At 72.9% G+C, this 21768-nt stretch carries 17 protein-coding genes; 7 read left to right on the top strand and 10 right to left on the bottom strand.

Annotated elements, in window-relative coordinates; genetic code table 11:
• Positions 1 to 64: 64 nt before the first annotated feature.
• The 4 genes from J2X26_RS12835 to cofD are packed head-to-tail and all read left to right on the top strand — an operon-like array spanning position 65 to position 3778.
• The gene (locus J2X26_RS12835; RefSeq protein ID WP_307492796.1) at positions 65 to 1048 is read left to right on the top strand and encodes a putative F420-0 ABC transporter substrate-binding protein; all 984 of its coding nucleotides are present in this window, start codon (positions 65 to 67) and stop codon (positions 1046 to 1048) included.
• The gene (locus tag J2X26_RS12830) at positions 1045 to 2064 is read left to right on the top strand and encodes a putative F420-0 ABC transporter permease subunit (protein WP_307492795.1); all 1020 of its coding nucleotides are present in this window, start codon (positions 1045 to 1047) and stop codon (positions 2062 to 2064) included. The genes J2X26_RS12835 and J2X26_RS12830 overlap by 4 nt, the downstream gene beginning before the upstream one ends.
• On the top strand, positions 2055 to 2825 hold the full coding sequence (locus J2X26_RS12825; protein WP_307492793.1) for a putative F420-0 ABC transporter ATP-binding protein: 771 nt from the start codon (positions 2055 to 2057) through the stop codon (positions 2823 to 2825). Before J2X26_RS12830 ends, J2X26_RS12825 begins: the two co-directional genes overlap by 10 nt.
• Complete coding sequence (cofD, locus tag J2X26_RS12820; protein ID WP_307492792.1) at positions 2822 to 3778, top strand: 2-phospho-L-lactate transferase; 957 nt, start codon at positions 2822 to 2824, stop codon at positions 3776 to 3778. Before J2X26_RS12825 ends, cofD begins: the two co-directional genes overlap by 4 nt.
• Here cofD and J2X26_RS12815 read toward each other — a convergent pair.
• Together J2X26_RS12815 and cofC are read right to left on the bottom strand one after the other, a co-directional pair.
• Complete coding sequence (locus J2X26_RS12815) at positions 3775 to 4824, bottom strand: zinc-binding metallopeptidase family protein (RefSeq protein WP_307492791.1); 1050 nt, start codon at positions 4822 to 4824, stop codon at positions 3775 to 3777. The two genes, cofD and J2X26_RS12815, sit on opposite strands and share 4 nt — an antisense overlap.
• A 9-nt stretch (positions 4825 to 4833) precedes the next feature.
• Entirely contained in the window at positions 4834 to 5436 is a 603-nt protein-coding gene (gene cofC / locus J2X26_RS12810) for a 2-phospho-L-lactate guanylyltransferase (RefSeq protein WP_307492790.1), read from the bottom strand.
• A gap of 36 nt (positions 5437 to 5472) precedes the next feature.
• On the opposite strand from cofC, the gene J2X26_RS12805 reads away from it, so the two are divergent.
• Complete coding sequence (locus J2X26_RS12805) at positions 5473 to 6051, top strand: HhH-GPD-type base excision DNA repair protein (RefSeq protein ID WP_307492789.1); 579 nt, start codon at positions 5473 to 5475, stop codon at positions 6049 to 6051.
• On the opposite strand, the gene J2X26_RS12800 is transcribed toward J2X26_RS12805, so the two are convergent.
• From J2X26_RS12800 to J2X26_RS12785, 4 genes are read right to left on the bottom strand one after another with little or no spacing between them, the layout of a single operon-like run.
• On the bottom strand, positions 6035 to 6802 hold the full coding sequence (locus tag J2X26_RS12800) for a coenzyme F420-0:L-glutamate ligase (RefSeq protein ID WP_307492786.1): 768 nt from the start codon (positions 6800 to 6802) through the stop codon (positions 6035 to 6037). The two genes, J2X26_RS12805 and J2X26_RS12800, sit on opposite strands and share 17 nt — an antisense overlap.
• Positions 6799 to 7815: a TIGR03557 family F420-dependent LLM class oxidoreductase gene (locus J2X26_RS12795; protein WP_307492784.1), complete on the bottom strand. Its 1017-nt coding sequence runs from the start codon at positions 7813 to 7815 to the stop codon at positions 6799 to 6801. Before J2X26_RS12795 ends, J2X26_RS12800 begins: the two co-directional genes overlap by 4 nt.
• Before the next feature lie 54 nt (positions 7816 to 7869).
• Entirely contained in the window at positions 7870 to 9192 is a 1323-nt protein-coding gene (locus J2X26_RS12790) for a M1 family metallopeptidase (protein ID WP_307492782.1), read from the bottom strand.
• Positions 9189 to 13028 carry a Pls/PosA family non-ribosomal peptide synthetase gene (locus tag J2X26_RS12785; protein WP_307492781.1) on the bottom strand — a complete coding sequence of 1280 codons (3840 nt, stop codon included), beginning with the start codon at positions 13026 to 13028 and terminating at the stop codon, positions 9189 to 9191. The genes J2X26_RS12790 and J2X26_RS12785 overlap by 4 nt, the downstream gene beginning before the upstream one ends.
• A 173-nt stretch (positions 13029 to 13201) precedes the next feature.
• On the opposite strand from J2X26_RS12785, the gene valS reads away from it, so the two are divergent.
• Positions 13202 to 15829 (top strand): valine--tRNA ligase, encoded by a 2628-nt coding sequence (gene valS, locus J2X26_RS12780; protein WP_307492779.1) that lies wholly within the window; start codon positions 13202 to 13204, stop codon positions 15827 to 15829.
• Between the two features lies 1 nt (position 15830).
• Positions 15831 to 17633, top strand: coding sequence for an AMP-dependent synthetase/ligase (locus J2X26_RS12775; protein WP_307492777.1), 1803 nt, complete (start codon positions 15831 to 15833; stop codon positions 17631 to 17633).
• A 139-nt stretch (positions 17634 to 17772) separates the two neighbouring features.
• On the opposite strand, the gene J2X26_RS12770 is transcribed toward J2X26_RS12775, so the two are convergent.
• The 4 genes from J2X26_RS12770 to J2X26_RS12755 all read right to left on the bottom strand — a co-directional run bounded on the left by J2X26_RS12770 (position 17773) and on the right by J2X26_RS12755 (position 21734).
• Entirely contained in the window at positions 17773 to 18969 is a 1197-nt protein-coding gene (locus J2X26_RS12770) for a baeRF2 domain-containing protein (RefSeq protein WP_307492776.1), read from the bottom strand.
• A 203-nt stretch (positions 18970 to 19172) separates the two neighbouring features.
• Positions 19173 to 19487: a chorismate mutase gene (locus tag J2X26_RS12765; RefSeq protein WP_307492774.1), complete on the bottom strand. Its 315-nt coding sequence runs from the start codon at positions 19485 to 19487 to the stop codon at positions 19173 to 19175.
• A 31-nt stretch (positions 19488 to 19518) separates the two neighbouring features.
• The gene (gene clpX, locus J2X26_RS12760; protein ID WP_307492772.1) at positions 19519 to 20799 is read right to left on the bottom strand and encodes an ATP-dependent Clp protease ATP-binding subunit ClpX; all 1281 of its coding nucleotides are present in this window, start codon (positions 20797 to 20799) and stop codon (positions 19519 to 19521) included.
• Positions 20800 to 21032: 233 nt separating this feature from the next.
• Entirely contained in the window at positions 21033 to 21734 is a 702-nt protein-coding gene (locus tag J2X26_RS12755) for an ATP-dependent Clp protease proteolytic subunit (RefSeq protein ID WP_307492770.1), read from the bottom strand.
• Between the last annotated feature and the right edge of the window lie 34 nt (positions 21735 to 21768).

Raw genomic sequence — 21768 nt, 5'->3', positions numbered from 1 at the left:
CCCACCCCCGCGTGCGAGCGACGTGCTCGCGCGCCCCGCCACCGCCCCGGAGCCCCTCATCCCGATGCCCAGGATCCGTCCCGTCCTCGTCCTCACCGCTGTCGCGCTCACCTTGACGGCCTGCTCCACCGGGAGCACCCCGCAGGCGTCACCGAGCGCCACGACGAGCGCCGCGTTCGCCCCCGTCACCCTCGACAACTGCGGCACCGAGGTCACGGTCACCGCGCCGCCCACCAAGGTCGTCACCATCAAGTCGACCGCGACGGAGATGCTCCTGGCGCTGGGGCTCCAGGACGCGCTGATCGGCACGGCGTTCGCGGACGGCCCCGTCCCGGCGGAGTACGAGGCTGCGTACGACGCCGTCCCGGTCGTCTCGGACAAGGTGCCCGGCCAGGAGGCGCTGCTCGGGCTGGAGCCGGACTTCGTCTACGGCGGCTGGGAGTCCAACTTCTCGGCGGACGGAGCCGGCGACCGCGCGGCCCTGCAGAACCTCGGGATCACGACGTACGTCTCCCCCGCGGCGTGCAAGGAGGCGGGCTACATGCCCGACCCGCTGACGTTCGACGAGGTCGCGGACGAGATCCGCGAGGTCGCGGCGATCTTCGGGGTCCCCGAGCGGGCGGAGGAGCTGATCGCCGAGCAGGACGCCACGCTGGAGGCCGTGCAGAAGCCCACCACGGAGACGACCGCGCTCTGGTACAGCTCCGGGACGGACACCCCGTACGTCGGGGCGGGCATCGGCGCCCCGCAGATGATCATGGACGCGGCGGGGCTCACCAACATCTTCGCGGACGTGCACGACACCTGGACGTCGGCCGGCTGGGAGCAGGTCGTGGCCGCGGACCCGGACGTCATCGTGCTCGTCGACGCCGCCTGGAACACCGCGGACAAGAAGATCGAGCTGCTCGAGGGCAACCCGGCGACCAGCCAGCTCACGGCCGTCCGGGAGAAGAAGTACCTCCTCGTCCCGTTCGCGGCCGGCGAGGCCGGGGTCCGGAACGCCGACGCGGTCGCGTCCCTCAGCGACCAGCTGACCGAGCTGGGGTGAGAGCCCGCACGCCCCTGACGCTGCTGGTCCTTGCGGGGGTGGCGGCGCTCGTCGTGACGGTCCTGGTCACGGTCACGATCGGCCCGGCAGACCTCGACGTCGCCGAGGTCGCGCGCAGCATCGCGGGGCACCTCGGCCTGCCGGTCGAGGCCGTCCCGCGCCTGCACGACGCGATCGTGTGGGACCTGCGTCTCCCCCGCGTGCTGACGGCCGCGGCGGTGGGTGCCGGGCTCGCGCTCGCCGGTGCCGTCATGCAGAGCCTGACGCGCAACCCGCTGGCCGACCCGTACCTGCTCGGCCTCTCCTCGGGTGCGTCCCTCGGTGCGGTCGCCGTGCTCATCGTCGGCGTGAGCCTCCTGCTGCCGGTCGCGGCGTTCGCCGGTGCGCTGCTGGCCCTCGTCGCGACCCTGGCCCTCGCCCGCTCGGGGAGCACCCTGTCGCCGGGACGCACGGTCCTGGCCGGCCTCGCGGTGTCCCAGATGGCCGCGGCGGGGACCAGCTTCGTCATCTTCTGGAGCTCCACGGGGGACTCCTACCGCGAGATCCTCAACTGGCTGCTCGGCTCGCTGGCGGGTGCGACGTGGGCGTCGGTCGCGATCGCCGGCATCGCGGTGGTGGCGGTCGGCACGGTCCTGCTGCTGAGCGCGACGCGGCTGGACGCGTTCGCGTTCGGGGACACGTCTGCGGCAGCTCTGGGGATCGACGTGGACCGCACGCGCTGGACCCTGATGACGGTCGTCGCGCTGCTCACGGGCGCGATGGTCGCGGTCAGCGGCGCGATCGGGTTCGTCGGCCTGATCCTCCCGCACGCGGTCTCGTCGCTGACCGGTCCCGCGCACCGCCGGCTGCTGCCCGTCGCGGCACTGAGCGGCGCGGTGTTCCTGATCTGGGCGGACACGCTCGCCCGCACGGTGTTCGACCCGCGCGAGCTGCCCGTCGGCATCGTCACCGCCCTCATCGGCGTCCCGGTGTTCGCGTTCCTGCTCCGTCGCGGGAAGGGGTCGGCATGGACCTGACCCTCGACGGCGTCGGCACCCGCCTCGGAGGGCGCTGGGTGGTGGACGGGATCGACGCCACCCCGCCGACCGGTCACCTGACCGGGCTGCTGGGCCCGAACGGTGCGGGCAAGACGACCCTGCTGCGCCTGGTCGCCGGGCTGCTCCCGCCCGAGAAGGGCGCGGTGCTCATCCGCGACGTCCCCGTGCACGAGCTGTCGCGCCGGACGCGTGCGCGCCAGATCGCCCTGCTCGAGCAGGAGTCGACGAGCACCGTGCCGTTGACGGTCCGCGAGGTCGTGTCGCTGGGCCGGATCCCGTACCGGAGCCTGTGGGGCACCGATCCCGACGACGCCGCGGTCGACCGCGCGCTCGTCAGCGCGCAGGCGGACCACCTGGCCGACCGCCCCTGGTCCTCGCTGTCCGGCGGGGAGCGCCAGCGCGTGCAGATCGCCCGGGCGCTGGCCCAGGAACCGGAGCTCCTGCTCCTCGACGAGCCCACCAACCACCTCGACGTCAGCGCGCAGCTGAGCCTGCTGGCGTTCGTCCGGGACCTGGGCACCACGACGGTCGCCGCGCTGCACGACCTCAACCTCGCGGCCGCGTTCTGCGAGCACGTCCTCGTGCTCGCCGACGGGCACCTGGCGGCGGCGGGCCACCCGCGTGAGGTCCTCACACCGGCCCTGCTGCGGCGGGTCTACGGCGTCGAGGCCGACATCCTCGAGCACCCGCGCACCGGCCGACCGGTCATCGCGTTCCACGAGCCGACGAGGTCCGAATGAAGATCACCGTCCTGTCCGGCGGCGTCGGCGGCGCGCGCTTCACCCGCGGCCTGCTGAGCCTCGTCGGCGAACGGGCCGAGGTCACCGTGATCGCGAACACCGGCGACGACATGTGGCTGCACGGCGTCCGCGTCTGCCCCGATCTCGACACCCTGATGTACACCCTCGGCGGCGCGGTGCACGAGGAGCAGGGCTGGGGCCGTCTCGACGAGAGCCGACGGACCAGCGACGACCTCGCCGCGTACGGCCTCGGCTGGGAGTGGTTCACGCTCGGGGACCTGGACCTGGCCACCCATCTGGCCCGGACCGCGCTGCTCCGGGACGGGCTTCCGCTGTCGCAGGTCACGGCCCGCCTCGCCGAGCGGTGGGCGCCGGGCGTGACCCTGCTGCCGATGACCGACGACGAGGTCGAGACGCACGTCATCACCGCCGACGGCCGTGACCTGCACTTCGAGGAGTGGTGGGTCCGGCACCGCGCGGGGCTCCCGGCAGCGCGCTTCGAGCAGACGAACCTCGCGACGGCCACCCCAGCGCCCGGTGTGCTCGCGGCGATCGCCGACGCGGACGTGGTCGTCGTCCCACCGTCGAACCCCGTCGTCTCGGTCGGCACGATCCTCGCGATCCCCGGCGTCCGCGACGCCCTGCGCACGACGGCGGCCCCGGTGGTCGGGATCAGCCCGGTGATCGGCGGTGCCCCCGTGCGCGGCATGGCCGACGCGTGCCTGACGGCGATCGGCGTCGAGACGAGCGCGGTCGCCGTGGCGCGGCACTACGGCCGGCGGCCCGACGGGGTGCTGGACGCGTGGCTCGTCGACGACCGGGACGCGGACGCGGCCGACGCGCTGCGGTCCGAGGGCTGGCTGGCGGGCTCCGCGAACACCCTCATGACCGACGTCGCGACGACGGCCCGCATCGCCGCCGACGCGCTCGCCTTGGTGGGCCGGCTCCCTTAGCCGAGCGGCTGCTCGACGCGGGACGCCGTGACCACGCGGTGCACGAAGTCCAGCTTGCGGGCGACCGGCTCAGCGATCGTGAACGGGTACAGGTCACTCTTGCCCATCGCACGGTTGACGCGGTTGAGGAACGTCGAGACCGGGAGCCAGTCGGCGAGGATCTCCGTCATCGTCGCGTCCGCGTAGCTGTGACGGGGGCTGACCTCGCCGTCGGCGATCTGCGGCACACCCTCGACCCGGATGCTCATCTCTCCGCCCGCCGCGGTCTGCAGGGTGCTGGTCAGGTGCAGGTAGTGCGCGAAGCACTCCGCGAAGTCCTCCCAGGGGTGCATCGTCGCGTACTCGGAGATGAAGCTCTCCGACCAGTCGCGCGGGGCCCCGGTCTTGTAGTGGCGGGAGATCGCGTCCCGGTACGACGTGCGCTCGTCGCCGAAGATCGTCCGGCACTCGTCGATCCAGCCCGTCTGCTCGACCAGGATCCACTCGTAGTAGTGCCCCACCTCGTGCCGGAAGTGGCCCAGCATGGTCCGGTAGGGCTCGCCGAGACTGATCCGCAGCGCCTCGCGGTGCGCGTCGAGGGACTCCGCCAGGTCGATCGTGACGATCCCGTTGGCGTGCCCGATGGTGACGCGGGCGCCGTTCGACCGCGACGAGAGCAGGTCGAACCCGAGCCCGCCCTTCTGGTCGTACCAGGGCGTGATCGGCAGCCCGAGGTCGGCGAGCTGGACGAGCAGCCGGCGCTTGTCGCCCGACGCGGTCGCGAGCTTCTCCAGCGCGAGCGTGTCGTCGTTGCTCGGCCGGGTGCGCGTGAGCCGGCACGAGACGCACTGCCCGGAACCGGAGTCGGCCGCCGCGAGCCAGTTGCACTCCCAGAGCCGGTTGGCGCACGGGAACCACCACGAGCCGTCGACCTCGGTGCCCTGCGCGGGTGCCGCACGCATCGTCAGCGTCGGGGGGTGCAGGCCCAGCTCCAGGCCGCAGCCGTCGCAGGACAGGGACTCGATGAATGCCACGTCTCCGCAGCGGGGGCAACGGAAGAGGCGCACGCGTCGACGCTAGAGCACGGCACGGGTCGCGGGGCCCACGCCGAGCCGTTGCACCTCGACCAGGTCGTCCGGGACGTCGACGTCGCGACGGACCGTGGACGTGGCGACCACCGCCAGGCGCACGTGCCCCGCCAGCTCGTGCGCTGCCGCCGACCCCGGCCCGAACTGCGGATCGAGCGCGACGCCGGCCAGTGCGGCGAGCAGGGTGGTCCCCGTCCCGTCGGCGTCGGCCACGAACGCCCGCTCGTGGGCGCTCGCCATGCTCAGGGCGTCCGCCAGGTCGTCGGGCCGCAGGGCAGGGAGGTCACCCAGCAGGACGGCGATGCCCGCGTCGAACCCCGCCGCTCGCTCGATCCCCGCGCGGACCGCACCGTTCAGCCCGCCGCCGGGCTCGTCGACGAGGTCCACCGACCCGGCCAGCAGCGTCCGCAGCGGCACGTCCGCCGTCACCACGACCACGCGGACCACGCCGAGGGCCTCGCCGGCCGCCGCGATCGTGTCCAGCGCCATCGCCCGGACCAACGCCTCCCTGGCCGACGCGGACAGCACGCCGGCCAGCCGCGTCTTCCCGTCCGCCGCAGGCTTCACCGGCACCACCACGACCCATCGCACGGGCGCATCCTCCCCCACTCGCGAGAGGATGCCGTCATGACTCTCTGGCTCACCGGCGACCCGACCGCCGACCAGCTCCTGACCGACGACCCGTTCGCCCTGCTCATCGGCATGCTCCTGGACCAGCAGGTCACCATGGAGTCCGCCTTCGCGGGGCCCGCCAAGATCGCGGCGCGCATGGACGGTCTCGACGTCCACCGCATCGCGGAGGCCGACCCGGAGACGTTCGCAGCCCTGTGCGCGACTCCCCCGGCCGTCCACCGCTACCCCGGCTCGATGGCCGGCCGGATCCAGGCCGTGGCCGCCGCCGTGGTCGAGGACTACGACGGCGACGTCACGCGGCTGTGGACCGACGACGACCCCGACGGGAAGACCGTCCTGAAGCGCCTCAAGGCGCTGCCGGGCTTCGGCGACCAGAAGGCCCGGATCTTCCTGGCCCTCCTCGGCAAGCAGCGCGGCGTGCAGCCGGCGGGCTGGGCCGAGGTGGCCGGCGCCTACGGCGAGCCCGGCTCACGACGCTCGATCGCCGACGTCACCGACCCGACGTCGCTGGCCGAGGTCCGCGCCACCAAGCAGGCCGCCAAGGCCGCCGCGAAGGCTACGGCTGGTCCCTGAGCGCGTCCTTCCAGCCCTGCGAGTACGCCTCCGCGCTGCCCTGCGCGAACATGTCCTCGGCCCCGAGCCGCACGAGCGCCCGCGCACCGGGACCGTCCTCGTCGGTGACCAGGTGCCCCAGGCCGCGGATGACCGCCAGCGGTCGCCCCTCGGCCTTGCCCTTGACCAGCTCACCGGCTGACGCGATCTCGTCGGCGACGGCTGCCTGCGTCATGACCAGCGGGCGGCCGAACGAGTCGACCTGACCGCGCAGGTCGTCGAGCACGACGAGCCCGGCGGCGCCGATCGCGATGTCGGTGACGCCCTGCCGCCACGGCCGCCCCGCGGTGTCGGTGACGACCACGCCGATCCGGACGCCGAAGGCCGCGGAGAGCCCGGCCCGGAGCGCCCGGGCGGACGCGTCCGGGTCGACGGGCAGCAGCAGCACGGTGCCCTCGGGGGTGTTCGACGCGTCGACGCCGGCCGCGGCCATGACGAGCCCGAGCCGGTTCTCGACGATCCGGGTGATCCCGGTGGAGTGCTCGCGGGTGGCGACCACGCGGACGGTCTCGTCGGTGATCGCCTGCTCGCGGTCGTCGGCGGAGATCACCCGGCCCTCGGCCTTGGACACGACCTTGCTGGTCAGGACCAGGACGTCACCGTCGACCAGCGGGTCGTCGCGGAGCAGCTCGGTCAGCAGTTCCACGAGGTCGTCGCCGGGCGCGATCTCGGGCAGCCCGTCCGGCGCCCAGACCTCCAGGCGCGTGCTCATCGCACCAGCTTGGGCAGCACGTCCGCCCCGAACGTCTCGATCCACTCGCGCTGGTTGCGCCCGACGTTGTGCAGGTAGATCCGGTCGAACCCGAGGTCGACGTACTTCTGGATCTCGGCGCGGTGCTTGTCGGGGTCCGCCGAGATGACCATGCGGCCCTCGAAGTCCTCGGGGCGCACCAGCTTGGCCATCTGCTCGAAGTCGAACGGCGAGCGGATGTCGGCCTTCGGGAACTTCATGCCGCCGTTGGGCCACTCGTGCATCGCGTGCGCGAGGGCCAGCTCGTCGGTCTCCGCCCACGACAGGTGCAGCTGGAGGACCTTCGGCATCGCGTCCGGGTCCTTGCCGGCCTCGCGCGCGCCCTCGTCGAACTTGCCGAACAACCCGGAGATCTTCTCCAGCGGCGCCCCGACGGTGATGAGCCCGTCGGCCAGGCGCCCCGCGCGCTTGGCGGTCACGGGGCCGGCGGTGGCGACGAGGATCTCGGGTGCGACCTCAGGCATGGTCCACAGCCGCGTGGACTCGACCTTGTAGAACTGGCCGGCGTGCTTGACGTCCTTGCCGGCGATCGACGCGGTGAACAGCTTCTTGATGATCTCGATGGCCTCGAACATGCGGTTGATCCGCTCGGGGGCCTCGGGCCAGTAGTTGGCCACGATGTGCTCGTTGAGCGCCTCGCCGGAGCCGAGCCCGAGCCAGTGCCGCCCCGGGTACATCGCCGCGAGCGTGGCGGACGCCTGCGCGACCATCGCGGGGTGCCAGCGGAAGGTCGGTGCGGTCACGCCGGGTCCGATGTCACCGGTGGTCCGCTCGCCGAGCGCGGTCAGCACGTTCCAGACGAATGCCGCCTGCCCCTGCGCGGGGACCCACGGCTGGTAGTGGTCGGCCGCCATCACGCCGGAGAACCCGTGGGCCTCCGCGTGGACGGACAGCGCGACCGCCTCGGTCGGGTGGAACTGCTCGAGCATCGCCGCGTACCCGACCGTGAGGCCGTCCGCCGTGACCTGTGCCATCTACTGACTCCTGTGAGCGCGGGGTCCGCGGTGCTCCGCGAGGTCGTCCCCGAATCACCCTAACTGCGGGACCAGGCCGAATGATCCCGGCGGCAGCTCCGGCAGGGCGGCCCGGTACACCCAGGACTCGACGAGGAGCGCGAGGGGGGCGCCGGCCACCTCGGAGGCGCACGCGACGAACTGCTCGGTGCTGACGGTCCCGTGCCGGTACCGCGCGGTCCACGTCCGCAGGATCTCGAAGAACACGTCGTCGCCCACGGTCAGCCGCACGGCGTGCAGGGTGAGCGCTCCGCGCTTGTAGAGCCGGTCGTCGAACATCGCGGCCGCGCCGGGATCACCGATGACCAGGTCCTGCGGCAGCAGGGACAGGCGGGCGCGCTGCGAGCGCGCCAGGCGGTGGGCCGTCCACCCCCCGGACCGCTCCGACCACAACCACTCCGCGTAGCAGGCGAAGCCCTCGTGCAGCCAGATGTCCCGCCACCGCCCGACGGTCAGGCTGTTGCCGAACCACTGGTGCGCGAGCTCGTGCGCCACCAGCCGCTCCGACCCGCGCCTACCGTCCATGTGGTTGGCGCCGAACACGGACAGACCCTGCGCCTCCAGCGGGATCTCGAGATCGTCGTCCGTGACCACGACCGTGTACCCGGCGGCGAACGGGTAGGGCCCGAACTTCTCCTCGAAGAGCGCCATCATCGCCGGCTGACGAGCGAGGTCGTGCTCGGCCGCTGCCAGCAGCCGTGGGGGGACGAGCAGCTGGGTGCCGTGCAGCAGTCGCTGGTAGCGCCCGATCTGCACCGTGGCGAGGTACGGCGCCATGGGCTCGGCCTGCTCGTAGGCCCACCGGACCCGCCCGGCCCGGGGTGTGCGCGAGACCAGCCGCCCGTTGGCGAGCACCTCGTACCCGGCCTCCGCGGTCACGACGATGGAGAAGGCCGCCTTGTCCGCGGGGCTGTCGTGGCACGGGAACCACGTGGGCGCGCCGTCGGGCTGACCGGCGACGATGAGCCCGTCCTCCAGCTCCTCCCAGCCCACCTCGCCCCACGGTCCACGTGCGGGCCGCGGCTGCCCGCCGTAGTGCACCTCGACGACCAGGCTGGTGCCCGCGAGCACCTCCCGGCCGAGGCGGACGGTGAGCCGCCCGTCGTGGAGCGCCCACCGCTCGGGCCGCTTCCCGCCGACCAGCACCTGCCTGACCCGGAGCCCGTGCAGGGACAGCGAGAACCGGTCCAGCGGGCGCGACGCCCGAGCATGGACCACGGCGCGCGCGTCGAGCCGGTTCGTGGCCACCCGGTAGTCGAGCTCGAGCTCGTACCGGTCCACCGACAGGCCGCCCTCGGGTCGGCCGGGCAGGTACGGGTCCTCTGGCGGTTGCGTCACGCCGGGGACACCGGGTTGCCCGTCCAACGGGACCCGGCGGGGATGGTGTCGCCGCGCAGCACGAGCGACGCCGGTCCGACGCGGGCGCCGTCGTCGAGGCTCGCCGCGGGCAGCACCACGCCGTGCGGGCCCAGGCTCGCGCCCCGTCCGAGCTCCACGGTGTCCATGCTCATGACCCGATCATGGAACAAGTGTGTCTGCAGCACACACCCGCGGTTGACGGTGGCCGCGTCGCCGAGCGTCACGAGGTCCGCCTCGGGCAGCCAGTACGTCTCGCACCAGACGCCCCGACCGATGCGGGCGCCGAGCGTCCGCAGCCACACGGTCAGCGCCGGTGAGCCGTTCGTGGCCGGTCCCAACCACGGGACGGCCACGACCTCGAGGAACGTGTCGGCGAGCTCGTTGCGCCAGATGAACGAGCTCCACAGCGGGTGGTCGCCGGGTCGGAGCCGGCCGACGAGCAGCCACTTGGCCGCCGTCGCGAGGGCGCACGCGACGCCCGCGGCCGCCAGCACGACCAGCGGGGAGAGCGCGGCGGCAGTTCCGAGACCCCACGCGTCGAGCGCGGCCTGCAGCACCAGGAGCACGACGACGCCGAGCCCGAACGTGCAGATCACGGGCACGATCCGGCAGAGCTCGACGAGTGCGCGGGCCACCCGCAGCCGCATCGGGGGCGCGAACGTGCGGGCGTCGTCCGACTCCCCGGCCACCCTGCGCAGCTTCACCGGCGGAGACCCGAGCCAGCTGGTGCCGGCCCGCGCGACCTCGGGGGTGGCCGACAGCACGGCGACGAGGCCACGCTTGGGCACCGCGCGGCCCGGCGCGATCATCCCCGAGTTGCCGAGGAACGCGCGCTTGCCCACCTTGCTGCGCTCCACCCGGAGCCAGCCGTGCCCCAGCTCGTAGGAGCCGATGAGGGTGTCGTCGGCGAGGAACGCCCCGTCCCCGACCGTGGTGAGCGTGGGCAGCATGAGGGCGGTCGACGCCTCCACGTCCTTGCCGATGTCCGCCCCGAGCGCCCGCAGCCACACCGGGGTCGCCAGGCTCGAGTAGAGCGGGAACAGCGTCGTGCGCGCGTCGTCCATGAGCCGCAGCGTCGCCCACACCTGCCAGCCCGCCCGGCTGCGCACCGCGTGGTACCCCTCGCGGAACCCGAGCCCGAGCAGCCGCACCGAGACGAGCGTGACCACGACCAGCACGACGCCCGTCGTGACGGCGCCGAGCGGCACGGCGCGCAGGGCGTCCGCGAACGCCTCGGACCACGTCGACGCGTCGCGCAGCCCGACGCCGACCACCAGGAGCCCGCACGCGGCGGCCACCACGGGCAACGCCGCCAGCGCCGCGGCGGTCGCTCCGTACGCCGCCACCCAGCGGCCGCCGCGGGGCGCCTTGTCGCGGGGCCAGTGCCGCCGCGACGGCCCGTCGAACACCGCGGGCGACCCCACCCAGAGCTCGCCGGGCGGCACCGAGTCGAGCACCGCGGAACCCGGCGCCACCTCGGCCCACGCCCCCACGCGGGTGCCGGGCGCCAGCGTGCTGCGCGTCCCGACGGTCGCGCGCTTGTCGATCCGCACGCGTCCCACCCGCAGCACGTCCCCGTCCAGCCAGTGCCCGCGCAGGTCGACCTCCGGCTCGACGGCGCACCCGTTGCCGAGCGTGAGCAGGCCGGTGACGGGCGGCAGCGCGTGCAGGTCGACGTCGCGCCCGATCGTCGCGCCGAGCGCCCGCGCGTACTGCACGGTCCACGGCGAGCAGGACAGGTTCTCCGCACCCGCTGCTGCCGCCCAGGACTCGGTGAACCAGAGCCGCAGGTGGGTCGACCCGCCGCGCGGGTACCGGCCGGGCGTCAGCCCACGCAGGAGGGTCCGCGCGACGAGCACCGTGGTGCCCATGCGGCCGAGCGGGCTGATGAGCACCAGCCACCCGAGCGCCACCCACCACCAGACCCCGGGCACGACGGGCACCCACGGGGCACCGGTCGTCGCGACGAGCACCGCGTCGGCCGCCAGCAACCAGGTCAGCCACCGCAGTCCGACGAGGGCGGCGAGCGGGAGCGCCAGCACGGTCTGGACCAGCTGGGCCCGGACCGGCGTGGGCGTGACGACCCGTGCCTCGGCCACGACGGTGGGCTCGAACTCGTCGAGCCGGCGTGCCAGGTCCCCGATCCGCGGGTACTCGTACACGTCGGCGACGGTCACCGTCGGGAACCTCGCGCGCAGCGCGCTCACCAGCTGCGCGGCGACCAGGCTCCCACCGCCGGACGCGAAGAAGTCGTCGCGCGGACCGGCCACGGCGACCCCCAGCGCCGCGGTCCACCGCTCCGCCACCCACTCGCCCGTCGGCGTCAGACCGACGGCGGGCGCGGACTCCTCGTCGGGACGCGCGAGCGGCCACGGCAGCGCGTCGCGGTCGACCTTCCCGGACCCGCGGGTCGGGATGGAGTCCACCGGGGCGAGCAGCGGGACCAGTGCGGCCGGGAGCGAACCGGTGAGGCGGTGGCGGGCGTCGGCGAGGTCCAGCTCGACCCCGGGCTCGGGCACGAGGTAGCCGACGAGGACCGACGTGCCCGCCGGGGTCCGCCGCACCGCCGCGGCCGCTCCCGCGACCCCCGGGAGTCCGAGCAGCGCGGAGTCGACCTCGCCCAGCTCGATGCGCCGACCACCCACCTTGACCTGGTCGTCGGCCCGCCCGACGAACACCAGGCCCTCGGGCTCGTAGCGCACCAGGTCGCCGCTGCGGTACGCCCGCTCCCACCCGAGGCCGTCGGCGGGCGCGTACTTCTCGGCGTCCTTGGCCGGGTCGAGGTACCGCGCGAGGCCGACCCCGCCGATGATCAGCTCGCCCAGGCCACCCGCGTCGACCGGCGACCCGTCGGGCGCGACGACGGCGAGGTCCCACCCGTCGAGCGCGTGCCCGATCCGCACAGGCCCGTCGCCGGTCAGCAGCGCCGCACAGGCGACGACGGTCGCCTCCGTGGGCCCGTAGGTGTTCCAGACCTCGCGCCGGTCCCCCACCAGCCGCGCGACCAGCTCCGGCGGGCACGCCTCGCCGCCGAAGATGAGCAGCCGGACGCCGGCCAGCTCCTCGGCGCGCCACAGCCCCGCGAGCGTCGGCACGGTCGAGATGACGGTGATGCCCTGCGCGACCAGCCACGGCCCGAGGTCCATCCCGGTGCGCACCAGCGCGCGAGGCGCCGGGACCAGGCAGGCGCCGTGCCCCCAGGCGAGCCACATCTCCTCGCAGCTCGCGTCGAACGCCACCGAGAGCCCCGCCAGCACTCGGTCACCCGGACCGAGCGGCGCCTGCTGGAGGAACAGGCGGGCCTCCGCGTCGACGAACGCGGCTGCCGACCGGTGCGTGACCGCGACGCCCTTGGGGGCGCCCGTGGAGCCCGAGGTGAAGATGATCCACGCGTCGTCGTCGAGCGCGGGCCGTCGAGGCTCGGCGGTTCGGCGGAGCCCGGCGAGGTCGCCCTCGGTGAGCACCAGGGCGACGCCCGCCTCCCGGAACACCGTCTGCGCGCGCTCGTCGGGGTCGTCCACGTCCACCGGGACGTAGGCGGCGCCGGCGGCGAGCACCGCGAGGATCGCCGTGTACAGCTCGGCCGTCCCCGACGGGATCCGGACCCCGACGCGGTCGCCGGGTCCGATGCCTGCACCGGCGAGGCCCGCTGCGGCTGCCCGGACGGCCACCAGCAGCTCGCCGTAGGTCAGGACCGTGCTGCCGTCGTCGATCGCGGGGGCGTCGCCGTGCGCCAGGGCGGTCGCCTCGAGGACGTCCACGAGGGTGCGTGCGGCGGGCGCGAGGTCGGACCGGAGGAACCCCTCGGCCGCCATCGCCAGCCTCCCCGTCCGCTCGTGTCCCCCCGATCATGCGCTCACGACCCGGCGACTGGCGATCCTTGCACCCGAGCCACGCCGGACCGCGCGATGTCCGCGCCCGTTCACCGAGTGTTCGCCTGATCGTCGACGGAGCCTCGACGCCCGCCGATCTGGGAAGATGTCGACCCATGAGCTCTGAGTCCCCGCACACGCCCGACGCACCCCTGACCACCACGGGCACGCGGCAGGTACCGGACCGGGTCTCCCTCGACGGTGTCGAGACCCGCTGGGACGACGCGTGGACCGCGCAGGACCTGTACGCGTTCGACCGTTCGGCCACCCGCGAGCAGGTGTACTCGATCGACACACCTCCCCCGACGGTCTCCGGGTCGCTGCACGTCGGCCACGTCTTCTCCTACACGCACACCGACGTCGTCGCCCGGTTCCAGCGCATGCGCGGCCGCGAGGTCTTCTACCCGATGGGCTGGGACGACAACGGCCTGCCCACCGAGCGTCGCGTGCAGAACTACTACGGCGTGCGCTGCGACCCGTCGCTGCCGTACGAGACCGACTTCACGCCGCCGTTCGAGGGTGGCGAGGGCAAGTCGGGTCCGCAGGTGCCGGTCAGCCGCAAGAACTTCGTCGAGCTGTGCGAGCGCCTGACGGTCGAGGACGAGCGGCTGTTCGAGGCCCTCTGGCGTCGGCTCGGGCTGTCCGTCGACTGGTCGCGGACCTACCAGACGGTCTCCGCGGAGTCCCGCGCCGTCGCGCAGCAGGCGTTCCTGCGCAACCTCGCACGCGGCGAGGCGTACCAGGCCGAGGCTCCCGGCCTGTGGGACGTCACGTTCCAGACGGCGGTCGCGCAGGCCGAGCTCGAGGCCCGCGACTACCCGGGCGCGTTCCACCGGGTCGCGTTCCACGGCGAGGGCGGTCCGGTCTACATCGAGACCACCCGCCCCGAGCTGCTGCCCGCGTGCGTCGCGCTCATCGCGCACCCCGACGACGAGCGGTACCAGCACCTGTTCGGCACCACGGTCCGCTCGCCGTTGTTCGACGTCGAGATCCCCGTCCTGGCGCACACCCTGGCCGAGCCCGACAAGGGCGCCGGCATCGCGATGTGCTGCACCTTCGGCGACCTCACCGACGTGCAGTGGTGGCGCGAGCTGCAGCTGCCGACGCGGTCCGTGGTGGGCCGCGACGGCCGCATCCTGCGCGAGACGCCCGACTGGCTCGCGTCCGAGGCCGCACGTGCCCGCTACGAGGAGCTCGCAGGCAAGACCACGTTCTCGGCACGCGAGGCCGTCGTGGCCGGGTTGCGCGAGACGGGTGACCTCGACGGCGAGCCGGTGAACACGCAGCGCAAGGCGAACTTCTACGAGAAGGGCGACAAGCCCCTCGAGATCGTCACCAGCCGCCAGTGGTACATCCGCAACGGCGGTCGCGACGAGGCGCTGCGCGAGTCGCTCCTGGCTCGCGGCGCCGAGCTCGGGTTCAACCCGGACTTCATGAAGGTCCGCTACGAGAACTGGGTCAGCGGCCTGAACGGCGACTGGCTGGTGTCGCGGCAGCGCTTCTTCGGCGTGCCGTTCCCGGTCTGGTACCCGCTGGACCAGGACGGTGAGCCGCTGCACGACAAGCCGCTCCTGCCGACCGAGGACCAGCTCCCCATCGACCCGTCCTCCGACGTGCCGGCCGGCTACACCGCCGACCAGCGGGGCGTCCCCGGCGGGTTCGTCGCGGACCCCGACATCATGGACACCTGGGCCACCAGCTCGCTGACCCCGCAGATCGTCGGCGGCTGGCGCACGGACCCCGACCTCTTCAGCCGCGTGTTCCCCATGGACCTGCGCCCCCAGGGCCAGGACATCATCCGCACCTGGCTGTTCTCGACCGTGGTCCGCTCGCACCTGGAGCACGGCTCGCTGCCGTGGTCGTCGGCGGCGATCAGCGGCTGGATCCTGGACCCCGACCGCAAGAAGATGTCGAAGTCCAAGGGCAACGTGGTCACGCCCATGGGCCTGCTCGAGGAGCACGGCTCCGACGCCGTCCGGTACTGGGCCGCCTCGGCACGCCTGGGCACGGACGCGGCGTTCGAGATCGGCCAGATGAAGATCGGCCGCCGCCTGGCCATCAAGGTGCTCAACGCCTCGAAGTTCGCGCTCTCGTTCGGCGCCGCCGACGAGCCGCTCTCGCTCGACCCCGCGCTGGTCACCTCCGAGATCGACCGCGCGATGCTGGCCGGCCTGGCGGACGTCGTCGACAAGGCCACGGCCGCGCTCGTCGCCTACGACCACACCCGGGCACTCGAGCTGTCGGAGACGTTCTTCTGGACGTTCTGCGACGACTACCTGGAGCTGGTCAAGGACCGCGCCTACGGCGACCCGTCCCCGGAGACCGCCTCGGCCCGCGCCGCGCTGGCGATCGCGCTCGACGTGCTGCTGCGCCTGTTCGCCCCGGTGCTGCCGTTCGCCACGGAGGAGGTCTGGTCGTGGTGGCGCGAGGGTTCGGTGCACCGCGCGTCGTGGCCGGTGGCCGAGCCGCTGCGCACCGCGGCGGACCCCACGGTCGTCGTGGCCGCCGGCTCAGCGCTCGCCGCGCTGCGCAAGGTGAAGTCCGAGGCCAAGCTGTCGATGCGGACGGAGATCACCGCGGTCGTCCTGGCCGTGCCTGCCGCGCTGCGTCCTGGCGTCGACGCCGCTCTGGACGACATCCGCGCCGCGGGCCGGGTCACCGGCACGCTCACGCTGGTGGACGGCGACGGCGAGACCTGTGTCGCCCGCGACGCCGAGCTGGTGCCCCCCGAGCCGAAGGCCTGACATGCGCGAGATCCGGTCCGAGACCCTCGTCGAGGTCGACCCCGCCGACAGCATCCCCGGGATGCTCGCCGAACGGCTGCTGCAGGACCCCACGGGGACGTTCGCCGAGCGGCAGGTCGGCGGCACGTGGACCGCGGTCACCGTCGCGGAGTTCGTCACCGAGGTGACCGCCGTCGCCAAGGGCCTCGTCGCGCACGGCATCGAGCCGGGCGATCGAGTCGCCATCATGTCCCGCACGCGCTACGAGTGGACCCTGCTCGACTTCGCGTGCTGGGCGGCCGGAGCCCTCGGCGTGCCCGTCTACGAGACCTCGTCGGCCGAGCAGGTCCGCTGGATCATGGCTGATGCCGGGGTCCGGCTCGCCCTAGTCGAGAACGCGAAGCACGCCACGGTCGTCGCGCAGGTCCGCGACGACCTGCCCGGCCTCACCGAGGTTCTCGTGATCGACGACGGCGCCGTCGCGGCCCTCGTCGGGTCGGGGACCGCCGTCTCGGACGCCGAGATCCGCCGTCGCAGCGCCATCGCTCGCGCCGACGACCTTGCGACCGTCATCTACACGTCCGGCACCACCGGCCGACCCAAGGGCGTGGAGCTCACGCACGGGAACTTCGTCGCGATCACCCGCAACGGGGTGGCCGGTCTGGGCGACGTCGTCGCGATGCCGCACTCGCGCACGTTGCTGTTCATGCCGCTCGCGCACGTGTTCGCGCGGTTCATCCAGGTGCTCTGCGTGCCCTCGGGGGCGGTGCTGGGCCACACCCCGGACACGAAGTCCCTGGTCCCGGACCTCGGGACGTTCCAGCCGACGTTCATCCTCGCGGTGCCCCGCGTCTTCGAGAAGGTCTACAACTCCGCGGAGCAGAAGGCCGGCTCCGGGACCAAGCTCAAGCTCTTCCGCTGGGCCGCCCGAGCTGCCGAGGACTACTCACGCTCGCTGGAGACCGGCGGCCCCGGCGCCGCCCTGCGTGCCCGTCATGCCCTGGCCGGCAGGCTCGTGCACGCGAAGCTGCGCGCGGCGCTGGGCGGCCACGCGGAGTTCGCGATCTCCGGCGGTGCCCCGCTGGGCGAGCGGCTCGGCCACTTCTACCGCGGCATCGGCGTCGAGGTCCTCGAGGGCTACGGCCTGACGGAGACCACTGCTGCGACGGCCGTGACCCGTCCCGGGGCGACGACCATCGGCACCGTGGGCCCCCCGTACCCCGGCACGGCGCTGCGGGTCGACGACGAGGGACAGATCTTCATCTCCGGCCCGCACGTGTTCCGCGGCTACCGGCACGACGCCGAGGCGACCGCCGAGGTGCTCGTCGACGGCTGGTTCCGCACCGGCGACCTGGGCTCCTTGGACGAGCTGGGCAACCTGCGGATCACCGGCCGCACCAAGGAGCTCATCGTCACCGCGGGCGGCAAGAACGTCGCCCCCGCCGTGCTGGAGGACCGGCTGCGCGGGCATCCGCTGGTCAGCCAGGTCGTCGTCGTGGGCGACCAGCGCCCGTTCATCGGCGCACTGGTCACCCTGGACGCGGAGATGCTCCCGGGCTGGCTGGCCAACCACGGGCTGCCGGCCATGTCTGTCGACCAGGCAGCGACCGCCCCCGCGGTCCTCGAGGCGCTCGACCGCGCCGCCGACCGCGCCAACGAGGCCGTCTCCCGCGCCGAGTCGATCCGCAAGCTCCGCGTGCTCACCACCGACTTCACCGAGGCGAACGGCTACCTCACCCCGTCCCTGAAGGTGAAGCGCGCTCTGATCCTCAAGGACTTCGCCACCGACATCGACACGCTGTACACGGACACCCGAGGCGACTGACCTCCATCCCCCGCGACGTCCGCGCTCCGGCAGGTTCGACCCCGCACGAGTGCGGACGCAACGCGTGGGTGCACAGCAACGTCCGCACCCGAGGGGGCTCAGACCCCTTCGAGTGCGGACGTCAGGGAGTCGGCAGTGGCTACACCACCGAGCGGAGGCGAGCCTGGTCCGCCGACTGCGTCGGGACCGCCTCGCTCGGGGTCGAGTCGTCGGACCAGCGCAGCACCGCGCCGATGCCGTCGACGAGGTCCACCGTGCCGTCCTCGGCGAACGTGAGGCCGGCGTCCTGACCCAGCGCGGCGCGTACGAGCGCCACGTTGGCGTCCATCTCCTCGGCCCCGCCGGTCACCCCGATCGAGGCCAGGTCTCCGGCGCTCGTCGCCACCTGCAGCGGCTCCGGACCGACCCACAGGGTGCGGTCCGCCAGGCCGGACGTCAGGGAGTCGACGTGCAGCACCAGCTCGGCCACCTGACCGCGCCGGAGCACCTCGATCACGTCCTCCAGCGTCGTGACCGCCCCGCCACCGCGTCCCTGCGCCTCCCGGAACCGGTCGAGCACCGCGTCGCTGCGCTTCTTCCGGTACGCGGCCAACGTCTCGGCGACGTGCGCCTCGAACGACCCCTTCTTCAGGCCCTCGCCCCGACCGCCCCCCGGCACGTCGACGAGAAGCTCGCGCGTGGGCTGCCCGACGGCCTCCCGCACGAGCGCGACCGCGCGCACGTCTCCCGTGATGAGCACCAGGTTGGGGCCACGCTCGGCGACGCGCTTGTCGAGGACCGCGGCGACCGCCTCGGCGTTGCGACCCCAGGAGTCCTCCGCACGCGTCTGGCTGCGCCGGTCCAGACCCCCCTCACGCGTCTTGTGCACGTCGTCGTGCCCGCCGTCGACGGTCTCGGTCTCGGGGCCGCCCTCGGTCCGGACGGTGCCACCTGCCGCCCAGGTGAGGTCCGCACCATTGCGGTCCACTGCCACCAGGAGGTAGGTCACCGTCTCGTCGGCTGCGCGCACCGCCGGGAGGAGCGCCGGTGCGGGTCCGAACATCGCGTGCGACTGGGCCGGCGGCTCGGAGAGCACGCGGTCGACGACCACGCCGTCGGCGTCGGCGACGACGACCCGGCCGTGCGGGCCTCGCACCCCGGTGGGCACCGAGACGAGCTCGGCGATGTCGTCGAGCACGCCCGCGGACGCGCCGTCACGCTCCAGAGAGCGCCGGACGGCCCTCCAGCGGTCCGCTGCCTCGGCGTCAGCGTTGGCGCCGGTCCTGGTCGCGTCCAGGTAGACGGTCGTGAACGGCGACGGCCGTCCGAGCAGCGGCTTGAGCCAGTGCAGGTCCATGGGCATCCCTCCGGGATCGAGATCCCCGGCAGCCGCTTCCTCACCCCCGCGGCCGGCCAGGGCTGACCCCACCTACCTTCCGCCCCTGCGGCACGCGGCGCCACCCCATCTTGTGGTCGGACCGAGCCTGCGCTCCGCTGCAGGCGAGTGACGCTCCGCGCCCCTCACCCTGCGCTGCGCTCCGGCTCACTCCTTCGGACTTCTCAGTCGCGCTGCGCGTGCCCCTGCGCGATGGCCTCGTGGTGCTGGATGACCTCTTCGACGATGAACGCGAGGAACTTCTCCGCGAACACCGGGTCGAGCTCAGCGGTGTGGGCGAGCTCGCGCAGCCGGGCAACCTGCTGCTCCTCGCGCGCGGGGTCCGACGGCGGCAGCCCCGTGGTCGCCTTGAGCACGCCCACCTGCTGCGTGGCCTTGAAGCGCTCCGCCAGCAGGTACACCAGCGCGGCGTCGATGTTGTCGATGCTGCCGCGCAGGCGGGCCAGCTCGGCGGGGATCGGGGTCGGCAGGTCGCTCACGGACGCGATCCTAGGCGCGATCCTGCGACGGTCAGGCGCTCTTCTCGCGGGGTGTGCGCTTCTCCTCGCCGCTGTCCCGCGGGATGAGCGTCGGGTTGACGTTCTCGAGCACCACGTCCCGGGTGATGACGACCCGGCCCACGTCGTCGCGGCTGGGCACCTCGAACATCACCTGCTGGAGGACCTCCTCCATGATGGCGCGCAGCCCACGGGCACCCGTGCCGCGCAGCAGCGCCTGGTCCGCGATGGAGGCCACGGCCTCGTCGTCGAACTCGAGCTCGACGCCGTCGATCTGGAACATGCGCTGGTACTGCTTGACCAGGGCGTTCTTGGGCTCCGTGAGGATGCGCACGAGCGCGTCCTGGTCGAGGCGGGAGACCGCGGCGACGACCGGCAGGCGGCCGATGAACTCGGGGATCAGGCCGTACTTCTGCAGGTCCTCGGGACGGACCTCGGCGAACAGGTCGCCCTCGTCCACCGAGTCCAGCAGCGGGGCGCCGAACCCGACGACGCGCTTGCGGGCGCGGGCCGCGATGATGTCGTCCAGCCCGGAGAACGCGCCGGCCACGATGAACAGCACGTTCGTCGTGTCGATCTGGATGAACTCCTGGTGCGGGTGCTTGCGACCGCCCTGCGGCGGGACCGAGGCCGTGGTGCCCTCGATGATCTTCAGCAGCGCCTGCTGGACGCCCTCACCGGAGACGTCGCGCGTGATCGACGGGTTCTCGCTCTTGCGGGCGATCTTGTCGATCTCGTCGATGTAGATGATCCCCGACTCGGCCTTCTTGACGTCGTAGTCGGCGGCCTGGATGAGCTTGAGGAGGATGTTCTCGACGTCCTCGCCGACGTAGCCGGCCTCGGTCAGGGCCGTGGCGTCGGCGATCGCGAACGGGACGTTCAGCATGCGGGCGAGGGTCTGCGCGAGGTACGTCTTGCCGGTGCCCGTGGGGCCGACCAGCAGGATGTTCGACTTCGCGATCTCGATGTGGTCGTCCGTCGTGGACGTGCGCGCCTCACCGGCCTGGACCCGCTTGTAGTGGTTGTAGACCGCTACCGCGAGGGCCCGCTTCGCGGACTCCTGGCCGATGATGTACTGCTCGAGGAACTCGAAGATCTCCTTCGGCTTCGGCAGCTCGACCAGGCCGACCTCGGTGGCCTCCGCCAGCTCTTCCTCGATGATCTCGTTGCAGAGCTCGATGCACTCGTCGCAGATGTAGACCCCGGGCCCGGCGATCAGCTTCTTGACCTGCTTCTGCGACTTGCCGCAGAACGAACACTTCAGGAGATCGGCCCCGTCCCCGATACGAGCCACGTCGATCCCCTTCCTCGTGTCGCCCTCCGCCCGACGGGCGGTGCGTCGTCAGTGCGTCACCCCGCGGGGTGCGCGTCCTCCCCCATTGCACACCACCCGGGCCGGGATGTCAGCCGAACACACGGCTCGGCGAGTCTCGGCGTGTTCTCGATCTGTACCGGGCGTGTCGCGGCTCGTCGAGCCCGACGCGCTCGAGCCGGACCCGCAGCGGCGGGTCCGGCTCGAGGAAAGTGCTACTTGGGCTGCACGGTCGTCGCGACGACGCCCTTGCGGCTGGCGAGCACCTGGTCGACGATCCCGTACTCCAGCGCCTGCTGGGCGGTGAGGATCTTGTCGCGCTCGATGTCCTTGCGGACCAGCTCGATGTCCCGCCCGGTGTGGTGGGCGATCGTCAGCTCGAGCCACTCGCGCATGCGGATGAGCTCGTTGGCGTGGATCTCGATGTCGGACGCCTGGGCGTAGCCGCCACCCTCCATCGCGGGCTGGTGGATGAGCACGCGTGCGTTGGGCAGCGCCAGACGCTTGCCGGGCGAGCCCGCCGCGAGCAGCACCGCGGCCGCCGACGCAGCCTGCCCGAGGCAGACGGTCGTGATGTGCGGCTTGATGTACTGCATCGTGTCGTAGATCGCCGTGAGCGCCGTGAACGAGCCGCCGGGCGAGTTGATGTACAGGACGATGTCGCGGTCCGGGTCGGTGCTCTCCAGCACCAGCAGCTGGGCCATGACGTCGTCGGCCGAGGCGTCGTCCACCTGCACGCCGAGGAAGATGATGCGGTCCTCGAACAGCTTGGTGTACGGGTCCTGGCGCTTGAAGCCGTAGGCCGTGCGCTCCTCGAACTGCGGCAGCACGTACCGGGCGGCGGGCGAGGACGGCGCGAGGCCGCCCGGCCCCGCCAGCATCCCGGCGCGCGCCATGAACTGGGACTCCATGCTCATGAGCTTCTCCTCAAAGACAGTAAAGGTGGGAGGC

Origin of the sequence: Cellulomonas humilata, assembly GCF_030814415.1 — a bacterium.
Lineage (GTDB): Bacteria > Actinomycetota > Actinomycetes > Actinomycetales > Cellulomonadaceae > Cellulomonas > Cellulomonas humilata_A.
Note: the sequence above shows the minus strand (reverse complement) of the source record. Positions and strands in the feature narration are given on the sequence as shown.